Origin of the sequence: Pseudomonas sp. 9Ag (genome assembly GCF_902506445.1) — a bacterium.
GTDB classification, from domain to species: Bacteria; Pseudomonadota; Gammaproteobacteria; order Pseudomonadales; family Pseudomonadaceae; genus Stutzerimonas; species Stutzerimonas stutzeri_AB.
Genome location: NZ_LR733836.1, coordinates 614,328 through 625,048, shown reverse-complemented (window position 1 = coordinate 625,048; position 10,721 = coordinate 614,328). Strand labels below are relative to the sequence as shown.

The following is a 10,721-nucleotide window of genomic DNA, read 5'->3' as shown; positions in this document are numbered from 1 at the left end:
TTGATTTCCTGATGGTGGGATCGTCAAAGCATGTGGTTGATGCGAAACACGTTTTTCTCGGGGTCCAGCAGCACCGCTTGGTACCAGTGGTAGTAGGTTTCGTAGGGCGCCTTGATCAGCGTCGCGCCCATGGCGGCGGCAATGGGCACCAAGCGGTCGACCTCTTCTTTCGAATCGACGTCGATATTCAGCAGGAACTTGCAGCCGCGGGTGTCGGCGAATTCGTCCAGATGCAGCAGTTCATAGGCTTCCGGCGCGTTGAAGCCGATGCAGCTCTTGCCGGTACCCAGCCCGCGAAAGATCGGTGAGGCGATCTCGGGAATGTTCCGGAAGCCGAACAGCTCGCGGTAGAAGCCGCTCAGGGCTTCGATGTCGCGGGCGAAAACGTTGACGTAGGACAGCGTGCTCATGCGACCTCCAGGCCTTTGCCGAAGGTGGTCTGCTTGACGAACTTGGAGAGCAGGTTGTCGCCGGAGGTGACCGGCGCGTGGCGCGGCGGATTGGCGGCGCTGCAGCAACTCGGCAGGCACTCGATCAGCGCGTCGTAGTTGGGCTGATGGAAAAACACCAGCGACTGGCGACCGTTGTCGGCGGCGCTGTCGGCCGGCGGGTTGACCACCCTATGCAGCGTGGAAATCCACTGGTCGTTGGTCCACTGCATCATCAGGTCGCCGATGTTCACCGCGAATCCGTTCTCCACATAAGGCACGTCCACCCAGTCGCCCTGGCGGTTGCGCGCCTGCAGACCGCCCAACGCGTTGTCCGGCTTGACGATGGTCAAGCTGCCGTAATCGGTATGGGCACCGGCGCGTAGCTGACCTGGCTCGACTTCACCCTTTAGGTCCGGATAGCTCAGGCTGCGGAACATGCTGATGTGCTTGTCGATCTTGTCGTCGAAGAAGGTTTCCGGCAGGTCCAGCGCCAGGGCGAAGATGCGCATCAGCGACTGCGCCAATTCGCTCATCGCGGCGAAATAGTCGCGATAGGCCCGCTCGAAGCCTTCAATGTCGGCCGGCCAGACATTCGGCGCGAAATGCGGGCCGGCAGCGGCGCAGCGGTAGTAGTCCTTCGCCGGCACATCGCTGGGGCCGATGGAAAAGGATTCCTTGAGATCGCCCGGCGCCGCCTCCTCCAGTGAGTACGACAGGCTCTCCTCGGCGACGGCACTGTAGCCACGCACCATGTCAGGGCTGGGCCGGTCGACCTTGCGCTTTTCCGGGAGTGGCAAAGCGAAGAATTGCCGCGTCAACCGCGACACGCGCTCGATCAGTTCCGTGGGGATCTGATGGTTGGTGATGACCAGAAAGCCGATGTCGCGGCAGGCCTGGTCGACGGCCTTGGCTACCTGGGCCTTGCCCTCCGGTGTGCCGGAAAAGTACGGCGCCAGGTCGATGATGGGAACGTATTGCAGAGTCATGGATGACGCACTCCTCTGTCGCAAGGCTGAACCTGAGCGCGTCGCCAGTGGCGCAGGCGCTTCTCTGTTTGCACGCCGCAGTCCGCTTGCACGCTAGGACGACAGGCGAGGACAGAGCAGAAAGCGTGCCACCGATTCAATTGGATTAGAGATCAATGACTTAACTGCCCAGCGATGCAAAAGCGGATCAAATGGTCCGCTTCGGAGCACTTGGTTTGTGCGTCAAGCACGAAAAGCGGGCGCTCACCACAAGCAGCTTGCGGCGTCACAACGCATCCGGCTGTCGAGCCAACAGCCATGAGTTATTGATAATAGTTATCAACAGCTATAGCATCTGCACCCCTCCGCTCGAAGCCCCCAAAGGAAATGCCTCAATGCGTCGACTTCTCGTGCCTGTACTGTCGCTACAGGCGCTCGCCGCCACCGCTTACGCTGCCGAAAAACCGGAATCAAACAACGAGCCCATCGCGCTTGAGCAGATGGAAGTCACCGCCACTGGGGCCGAGCGCGGCGACGGGCCGGTAGACGGTTATCGAGCGACCCGCTCGGTCAGCGCGACCCGCACCGACACGCCGATACACGAAATCCCACAGTCGATCAGCGTGGTCCCGGCACAGGTCGTGGAAGACATTGCCGCAACGCGCCTTGAAGACGCGCTGGACTATGCCGGTGGCGTCGAGCGCGGCAACAACTTCGGCGGCCAGGGCCTGACTGAGTTCCTGGTGCGCGGCTTCAGCTCCCAGGAGTTCTACCGCAATGGCTTCGCCATCAACCGCGGCTACCCCAACATGCCGGACGCCGCCACGATCGAACGCATCGAAGTGCTGCGCGGCCCGGCCTCCATGCTGTATGGCCGTGGCGACCCGGGCGGCACCTTCAACATCGTCAGCAAGCAACCGCAAGCCGAACGTCGTACCGTACTGGGTACCCAGTTCAACACCGAAGGGCTGCGTCGCGGCACGCTAGACACCACCGGCGCGCTGGACGAGCAGGCCGAGTTCACCTATCGCCTGAATCTTGTGGCCGAAGGTGCTGACAGCTTCCGCGATCACGTCGAAAGCGAACGCTACAACATCGCGCCGGTGCTTCGCTGGGACCTCAGCGACGCCACCGCAATCATCTTCGAAGGCGATTACCTCCATAACCGCCACCCGCTCGACCGCGGCCTCCCGCGCTACCCCAACCAGCAAGGCGAACTGCCGCGCGATCGTTTCCTCGGCGAGGAAAGCGCCGGCAAGTTCACGAACGAAAACGCCACGACCCAGCTGCGCATCGAGCATCTGCTGGATGATCAATGGACCCTGCGCGGTGGCGTGCAATACCTAGACGGCAGCCTCGAAGGCGGCGCAGTCGAAAACAACGGCTTGGCCGCTGATGGCCGCACTGTAGGCCGCAACTACAGCGAGCGCTGGCTGGAGTGGAACGACTTCGCCGTTCAGGCCAACCTCGAAGGCCGCTTCAGCGCACTGGGCTTCATGCATACGCTGCTGACCGGTATCGAGTACGACGACTTTAACTACAGCTCACGGATCGACCGTTCCGCGGGTGGCGTGAGCGCCTTCCCCATCGACATGTACGAGCCGGTCTATGGCCAGCCACTTCCAGCGATTGAAGGCCCAAAATATTGGGACGACGAAGACCTGAAGTCCTATGCCTTCTATATGCAGGACCAAGTCGAAGTGACCGACCGCTTCACCCTGCAGCTGGGTGCTCGCCTGGAACGCTTCGAGCAGAACTACGTGAACAAACTTTCGGCTGCTAACAGCTGGGACCAATCGCATAACGCCGTGTCGCCGCGCATTGGCGCAATCTACGACCTGACCGAAGCATTGGCCGTTTACGCCAACGCCTCTCGCTCGTTCAAGCCCAACCGTGGCGCCGACCGCAACAGCCAGGCATTCGACCCGGAAGAAGGCATCGCCTACGAAACCGGCGTGAAGTACGAACTGCCGGAACACAACCTGAGCGTGACCGCCGCACTGTTCCACATCACCAAGGAAAACGTGCTGACGGCTGACCCGGCAAACGTTGGCTCCCAGGCCTTCCAAGTTGCTGCCGGTGAAGTCCGCAGCCGCGGTTTCGACCTCAGTGTCGCGGGTAACATCACACCGCAATGGCGTGTCATCGGTGGTTATGCCTACGTTGATGCTGAAATCACTGAAAGCAACAGTGCCGCCGTACCGGTGGGAACCCGCCTCGCCAACGTACCGGAGCACAGCTTCAACCTGCTCGACACCTACGAGTTCGACAACGGCGCTCTAAATGGGCTGGGCCTCGGCGTTGGCGTGAAGTACGTCAGCTCGCGCAAGGGCACCACAACCAGCACGGCGTATGACATGGACGCCTACACCGTTGTCGACCTGCTGGCCTACTACCCGCTGACTGACCGCGTTCGCCTCAACCTCAACCTCGATAACGTATTCGACGAAGAGTATTACGAGCGTGCCTGGAACGTCTGGGCCTATCCAGGCGCCCCGCGTACGTTGCAGGCTGGCATTTCCATCGAACTGTAACCGCCCGCCGTTTCTCGGAAAGCGGACTGTCGCTTTCCGAGACGGTGGTGTTAGCTACGTTCTCTCCGCAGCATGAAGCGCCCAGTTTCACAGCGTGAGGCTAACGACGCGCTATATCGGTTCTCTGCGGCGACCATGGAGCCATCGCCGAAAACGCCAGCACCGCATCCAGCCTTTTTCTATAGGCGATCCAGCGGGCTCAACACGGCAAGACCACCTCGATTTAGCACGTGGGTATAGATCATGGTTGTCTTGACGTCAGCGTGCCCGAGCAGCTCTTGTACGGTGCGTATGTCCTGGCCGCTTTCCAATAGATGCGTCGCGAAGCTGTGGCGGAGCGTATGCGGCGTTGCCAACTTCGCAATCCCCGATGCCGTTACCGCACGCTTAAAGGCGCGCTGCACCCGCTTCTCATCCATATGGTGACGGCGTACGGCCCCGCTGCGTGGGTCCACTGACAGTCCCGTCGCTGGAAATACATACTGCCAAGCCCACTCCCAAGGAGCCTTGGGGTATTTACGAGACAAAGCGTCCGGGAGATAGACATCCCCGTTGCCTTCGGCCAACGCCTGTTGATGCATCACCCGCACCCTCGCGAAGTGGAGTCTAAGAGGCTCGATCACACTGACCGGCAGCACCGTGACGCGATCTTTTTGCCCCTTACCGTCACGGATGATGAGTTCGTTACGTGCAAAGTCCACGTCTTTCACCCTCAGCCGCAAGGCCTCCATCAAGCGAAGCCCGGCCCCATATAAGAGTCGAGCGACAAGGCCGACCTCCCCCTCAAGCCGACTGAGTATCTGCTGCACTTCTTGAATAGACAGTACAACGGGCAGACGCGCAGGTTTCTTGGCGCGCACTACTTCGCCCAGCCAGGGTAAATCCTGCTTGAGCACCTGCTTATAAAGAAACAACAGCGCGGCAAGCGCTTGGTTCTGCGTAGAAGCAGAAACGTCGCGGCGAACCGCGAGGTCAGAAAGAAAGACTTCTACTTCCGCAGCCCCCATCTCAATAGGGTGCCGATAATTGTGAAACCGTACGTAGCGCTTGATCCACTCGCAATAGACACGTTCAGTTCTAATCGAGTAGTGTTTCAGCCTGATCTGATCGCGTACCTGATCGAGCAATCGGGGCTTTCCGTCCATGGTGCATAACTCCCTTATACAGTCATCGTCCTTTCGAACCGCTGAGCCTAGACAAGGAGCGCAGTCATGGCAAGGAATGTTATACACCAGTCCCGTCGGGCGTCTTATACACCAATTGGTGTCTAATTATAGTTAGCTACTAGGAAATTACCTTGCCCAAAAAGAAGAGTGTCAAGAAATCTGCCCGGGAATTTATAGAGCACGCCAACGAACTACAACAGTTCGTAGCCGGGCCGGCGCAAGGTCTTTCAGATCAACAAAATTCTTGGTGCCACGACTATGCTGTTATTCGACTTTATCGCGAATTCGAGCAGATGATGCTAGCAGCAATAGTTGGTGCAATAAACAACAGCACAGCAACGATATCTTCAACAACAGGTGTCGAGTTCCCAAAACATCTTACTGACGAGGTGTGTGAGTATCTTGTACTTGGCGGTAGTTATTTCGACTTCAAGGGTCGGGACGGACTTATAAAAACTCTCAAAAAATTTGTTCCAGACAACCATTACTTGATCACAATAATCAAGAAAGAAAAATACAAACAAATTTTAGAGCAGTTATCTGCGTCAGAAATTATGCCGCCCATGAAAGCGCCAAGTCTAAACGGGCCGTTCTAAATGCCATCGGCCAAGAAAGAGTCGGCTCCGCAGGCTCGTGGTTAAAAGTAAAAGGTCGTTACGGCGCCATCTCGGACAAACTTAAAGAGCTTGCAAGTGAGGTTGAAATCGCTGCCCCGTATTAGCGCAGCTGCTAACACCAGGTTCAAACCGCTCGCTTCGCTCACTGGGACGGGCTAAAGCCCGCCCCTTAACCAAACGTTAGGCGTAACAATGAAACCACACCTCCGCATCGTAAGGCATCCGTATGAAGAGCCTGACCATTTAAATCTGGTAGTGAGCGCGTCAAACGGCAACTTGTCTGCCAGGTTTGAATATTATGAAAATGCGAGAGCCATGCATGAATGGGCAAGCGTGTTAGAGCAGTTCCCGCGACATAGTAGCGATATTTTTCTTCACGAAATCGGCTCAGAAACTCCAGAAGATCGCACCGCTTACTACTTCCGACTGCGCGTTTTCAACACAAACTCAGCCGGAGGCTGTGCAATCCAGCTTCGCTTCAATAATAATCAGAGCCTGCCGGATCGAGAGATATTTGATTTTTGTATCCGTGCTGAACCATCACAGATAAACAGGCTTGGCAAACTACTCCGAACATTTGCTGAGCTGAGGCATGAGGTTCTAGAGTGGAACGTTACAGAAGGTGAACTCCATGAGTTCTCCTGAAAAGCCTAACAATCGGTTCAAATCGCTCGCTTCGCTCACTGGGACGGGCTAAAGCCCGCCCCTTAACCAAACGTTACACATTGCAGGAGGCATCGTGATAGTCATCTATGGAATCAAAGAACACCTTAACCCGGTCAAGGCTCAGCTCTCCGAAGTCATTCACGGATGCATGCAGTCCGTACTCGGAATGCCGGAAGACAAGCGGGCTCATCGTTTTATCCCGATGGATTCCGAGGATTTTTATTACCCAGGTGGCAGAACTCCAGCCTACACTGCCATCGAGATCAACATGATGCAGGGGCGGGCTCCCGAGACCCAAAAAGCTCTGATCAAAGAGCTCTTCAACAAGATTGAGTCTGTGGTTGGCATATCTCCTGTGGATATCGAAGTAACAATTAAGGAGCAACCTGCCCATTGTTGGGGGTTTCGGGGCATGACTGGAGACGAGGCACGTGATCTCAAGTACTCAGTCAATGTGTAACAAATCGCTCAAGTACGTTCCCGGCCTGACGGCCGTCCACCGGACGTCCCTGACGGGCCGCCGCTTAGCTTTGCGTTATGCATTAAGGGGTTGCCAGTGCGCACTCCGGTAGTACAAGAAGAAATCACTGGGTGCGGAATTGCATCGGTTGCTAACATTCTTGGCAAAACGTATTCAGAGATGAAAGCCATAGCCAATGCCATGGGCATTCATGCTTCGGACAAATCGCTGTGGTCCGATACCCAGTATGTTCGACGCATGCTGTCCAGCACAGGCGTTCAAACCTCCAAGGACGAAGTACCTTTTGAATCCTGGGAGGCATTGCCCGATCTGGCGTTGTTGTCCATCAAGCATCATCAGGAAGAAGGCAAAGACTTCTGGCACTGGGTTGTATTCAAGCGCATGGATGGCGAACCTTTCGTGCTGGATTCGGCCAGCTACCTGCCGTCCAATATCCGCCAGGATTTCGAGGCCATGCAGCCCAAGTGGTTTATCGCGGTCAATAATGCATAACAACTGGTTCAAATCGCTCGCTTCGCTCACTGGGACGGGCTAAAGCCCGCCCCTTAACCAAACGTTAGGCTATAAAGAGGTCGCATGAAAACTGCCGATGCAAATCAAATTTATGTGATGGAATTTTGCTCTAGCATTTGTGCACATAGCGAACCCGTGATAGTTGAATGCTCTCCGGTACACGGCACAGCCGAAAACGAATGCTTTGAATTGGTTGGAAGAAAAGTCCAGGAGTTCGGCGGAAATCAGGTATTTGGCTGGGCTGTTTGGGAAAAGCCGGGGGTTTTCATAGAGGCTGAGTTTCACTCAGTATGGCAGCAGCCTAACGGAACCTACCTTGACATAAACCCACGCAACCCGGCATTCAATATAAAGACAATACTGTTCGTTCCAGACAAGAAAATAAAATACGAAGAAAAGCAAATAGACAATATTCGCAAGCCACTGGTAAATGACAACGACGTGATTCGATTCTTGTATTTAAGCACAAAGCGCTTTCAAATTTTAAACCGCGGTCAGCGAACATACGAACACGGCGAAATAAGTCTTCCAAACAAAGAAATGAAAGAGTATCAGCGAACAATCAAAGAGCTAATCAAGCTACAAAATACCATCAACAAACGTTACAGCACCGTTATCGCCTAACAACTGGTTCAAACCGTTCGCTACGCTCCTAGGACGGGCTAAAGCCCGCCCCTTAACCAAACGTTAGACTCAACCTTGGAATTTGTGTGTCATGAAACTATGCGTAATAGCTCTAGTTATTTCTTACTCATTTCTGTCAGGCTGCAATCCCACAGAAACAGTTATAAATACCAACCGGGATGAAATAGCAGTTAGTACGCCTGTTCAAGTACAGGAAATTTCGCCTAAGAACTCAATTCCAGCTGAACCGACAGAGTCTAAGAAGCAACGCGCCCTTAGAGAGCTTTTATCCGAAGATTTCACCTACCAGCAAGCGCACACTTTAAACACTAACGACCCAGAAGACTTGTTTGTACTTTATACGAACAAAATATTTAATAACTTCACAGTACCCAAAGACATAAAGCCTGAAACGCACCTTATCCTTGACGTTCAAATGAGCGCAGACGGTAAAATCTCATCAATTGAAATAGCTCAGACTAGCGGTGAATATCAATTCGATAACTCAGCAATTTTGGCAATACGCAGCATTGGTATATTCAGTGAAGTAAAAAACCTTAGCGAAGCCGCCTATAATAAATACTTTAAATTTCATAAAATTAAATTTAGCCCACTTATACTTTCTGGCAACTAATCGCGCACAGGTCTAACAACTGGTTCAAATCGTTCGCTTCGCTCACTGGGACGGGCTAAAGCCCGCCCCTTAACCAAACGTTAGGCATTCATCATGAGCCACCAGCAATCTGACAGCGTGCTAATTCCTCTCACAGCTGACGAAGCACTTGTCCTATTTGAGTTCTTGCAGCGATTCAGCAGTACCGATGAATTAACTATCGAAGATCAATCGGAGCAGCGAGCGCTTTGGAACCTATGCTGCCTTTTCGAAAAGCACTTATCAGTCCCATTTGATGCTAACTACGCCGAAATTTTGCGTGCTGCGCAAGACAGGCTCAGAGATGAGTGTTAATCATGCCTAACAATGCGCTCAAAGCGCTCACTACGTTCGCTGGGACCGGCGAAGCCGGCCCCTTAGCTTAATCGTTAGGTACGCCGTTAAAAATGAGAGGTCCGCAAGAATGAAAGGAAAAATAGTCTCATGGAAGGATGATAAGGGCTTCGGCTTCATCAGTCCTGAAGGTAAAAACGAACAGGTTTTCTTTCACATCTCAAGCGTCAAAAAGGCAACTCGTAAGCCTGAAGCTGGTGACGCCGTAATTTTTGAAGTGGCCAAAGACTCTCAAGGTCGACTCAAAGCAACGCATGTGCTGCTTGAAGGTGTATCACTTTCCAACTCAGGGAGCTCTAAAAAAATAATCACAGAGCCCGTCAAGAAAGATGCGCTAGATTATTTTGCTTACGTTGCTCTGGCTGTACTTCTTGCTATCTCATTAGGTCTATTCATAAAAACAGGTACACCAGAGTCAGCCTTGGTGCCTGGCGCAATTTTTCTACTAGTTATTTTCTTCATATCAAGCAGAAAGAAGCAGCCTGCAAACAAACTGTTCTCATGCTCAAAGTGCAGAGCGGTCTCCAGTCACGACGAGAGAACAGTGCTTGCCTGGAATAGAGGGCTGAATAGGCTATATTGCAAATCCTGTCACCAAGCGTGGCTGCGCGAACAACCTAAAGAGCAACAAGAAAGCCGAAACTCTCATTCTTCATCCAGTTCAGGTTGCCTTGGCATATTTTTGGTTATTGCGTCCGTTCCGATCATTTGTGTCGTCGGTGCAGTCACATGGTTTGTGTAAGCTAAACCTAACTAGTGGTTCAAGTCGTTCGCTTCGCTCACTGGGACGGGCTAAAGCCCGCCCCTTAACCAAACGTTAGACAAAAACGGAGTAATTCCGTGATTACACTCTGGGCAGTACTGGGAACTATGGCGGCAGGCTGGCTTCTAGCCACAACCGTCCGAGGAGCTGATGGTAAAGCGCTCTATTTTGTCGCGGGGATTACCGGGTATCCCATAGCTTGTGTAGGGCTTGGCTTATTACTGGAGATAAGCGGAGTAAAAATTATGGCTTTCGGCTTCATCGCTCTCGTAGGTATGGCTATATATGCAATGCTTCGTCCAGATGATTCAAGCGCAACCGAAGGCTGAATGCGTCTAACAAGCCGCTGGAATCGCTCACTCCGTTCGCTTGGACCGGCTAAGCCGGCCCCTATCTTAATCGTTAGGCAAAATGGCTCGAACAACAAAAATCGCATTAGCGCGCGAGCAGTTAGAGGACGGAATCGGCCTGTTTCTGAGTGGCCGATATGTCTCTGCACTCACACTACTTGGTGCCTCCGAAGAAATTCTCTCTAGAATCATTCAAGAACAAACAGGCACTCATCCCCTAGAAAATTTATGGCAATGGGCAAATCGAACAAGAACACGCTTGGGGCACCCACATTTATCAAAGCAGGAAATATTTAAGTCATGGAATGCGGGTCGAAATACTGTTAAACATCACAACCTAGGCGAACCACAAAACTTGAACCATGATCGGTTTGGCGAGGCGTTCATGATGATTCAACGTGCAACTAGCTGCGCAGATCATTTAAAACTCAAGTATGTAGGCAAAAAATTATATAAGGCGTGGCTCGTCGAAAAAGGTTTTCCGTAACCGTGCTCGACTTTTGTGAATGCCTAACAAGTGGTTCAAATCGTTCGCTTCGCTCACTGGGACGGGCTAAAGCCCGCCCCTTAACCAAACGTTATGAAAGAAATCTGACGATTCTAAG

Annotated in this window: 13 protein-coding genes; 10 read left to right on the top strand and 3 right to left on the bottom strand. The window is 53.1% G+C overall.

Features of this window, described 5'->3' with window-relative positions; translation table 11 throughout:
• Positions 1-23: 23 nt before the first annotated feature.
• On the bottom strand, positions 24-410 hold the full coding sequence (locus tag ALTERO38_RS02835) for a VOC family protein (protein ID WP_159967203.1): 387 nt from the start codon (positions 408-410) through the stop codon (positions 24-26).
• On the bottom strand, positions 407-1,417 hold the full coding sequence (locus ALTERO38_RS02830; RefSeq protein WP_159967202.1) for an isopenicillin N synthase family oxygenase: 1,011 nt from the start codon (positions 1,415-1,417) through the stop codon (positions 407-409). Before ALTERO38_RS02830 ends, ALTERO38_RS02835 begins: the two co-directional genes overlap by 4 nt.
• A 374-nt stretch (positions 1,418-1,791) precedes the next feature.
• Between ALTERO38_RS02830 and ALTERO38_RS02825 the strand changes: the two genes are divergently transcribed.
• Positions 1,792-3,930, top strand: a complete 2,139-nt coding sequence (locus ALTERO38_RS02825) for a TonB-dependent siderophore receptor (protein ID WP_159967201.1) — start codon at positions 1,792-1,794, stop codon at positions 3,928-3,930.
• A gap of 179 nt (positions 3,931-4,109) precedes the next feature.
• On the opposite strand, the gene ALTERO38_RS02820 is transcribed toward ALTERO38_RS02825, so the two are convergent.
• Positions 4,110-5,075: an integron integrase gene (locus ALTERO38_RS02820; RefSeq protein ID WP_159967200.1), complete on the bottom strand. Its 966-nt coding sequence runs from the start codon at positions 5,073-5,075 to the stop codon at positions 4,110-4,112.
• Positions 5,076-5,227: 152 nt separating this feature from the next.
• Between ALTERO38_RS02820 and ALTERO38_RS02815 the strand changes: the two genes are divergently transcribed.
• From ALTERO38_RS02815 to ALTERO38_RS02775, 9 genes are all read left to right on the top strand, one after another.
• Positions 5,228-5,692, top strand: a complete 465-nt coding sequence (locus ALTERO38_RS02815; RefSeq protein ID WP_218581719.1) for a hypothetical protein — start codon at positions 5,228-5,230, stop codon at positions 5,690-5,692.
• Between the two features lie 213 nt (positions 5,693-5,905).
• Entirely contained in the window at positions 5,906-6,358 is a 453-nt protein-coding gene (locus tag ALTERO38_RS02810; protein ID WP_159967199.1) for a hypothetical protein, read from the top strand.
• Between the two features lie 94 nt (positions 6,359-6,452).
• Complete coding sequence (locus ALTERO38_RS02805) at positions 6,453-6,839, top strand: tautomerase family protein (protein ID WP_159967198.1); 387 nt, start codon at positions 6,453-6,455, stop codon at positions 6,837-6,839.
• 96 nt (positions 6,840-6,935) lie between these two features.
• Complete coding sequence (locus ALTERO38_RS02800) at positions 6,936-7,352, top strand: hypothetical protein (protein ID WP_159967197.1); 417 nt, start codon at positions 6,936-6,938, stop codon at positions 7,350-7,352.
• A gap of 84 nt (positions 7,353-7,436) precedes the next feature.
• Entirely contained in the window at positions 7,437-7,997 is a 561-nt protein-coding gene (locus ALTERO38_RS02795) for a hypothetical protein (protein WP_159967196.1), read from the top strand.
• A gap of 91 nt (positions 7,998-8,088) precedes the next feature.
• Complete coding sequence (locus ALTERO38_RS02790) at positions 8,089-8,631, top strand: TonB C-terminal domain-containing protein (RefSeq protein ID WP_159967195.1); 543 nt, start codon at positions 8,089-8,091, stop codon at positions 8,629-8,631.
• Between the two features lie 442 nt (positions 8,632-9,073).
• A complete protein-coding gene (locus ALTERO38_RS02785) occupies positions 9,074-9,745 on the top strand; it encodes a cold shock domain-containing protein (protein ID WP_159967194.1) in 672 nt (223 codons plus the stop codon).
• Positions 9,746-9,843: 98 nt separating this feature from the next.
• Complete coding sequence (locus tag ALTERO38_RS02780) at positions 9,844-10,095, top strand: hypothetical protein (protein ID WP_159967193.1); 252 nt, start codon at positions 9,844-9,846, stop codon at positions 10,093-10,095.
• Between the two features lie 82 nt (positions 10,096-10,177).
• Positions 10,178-10,603, top strand: coding sequence for a hypothetical protein (locus ALTERO38_RS02775; protein ID WP_159967192.1), 426 nt, complete (start codon positions 10,178-10,180; stop codon positions 10,601-10,603).
• Positions 10,604-10,721 lie beyond the last annotated feature (118 nt).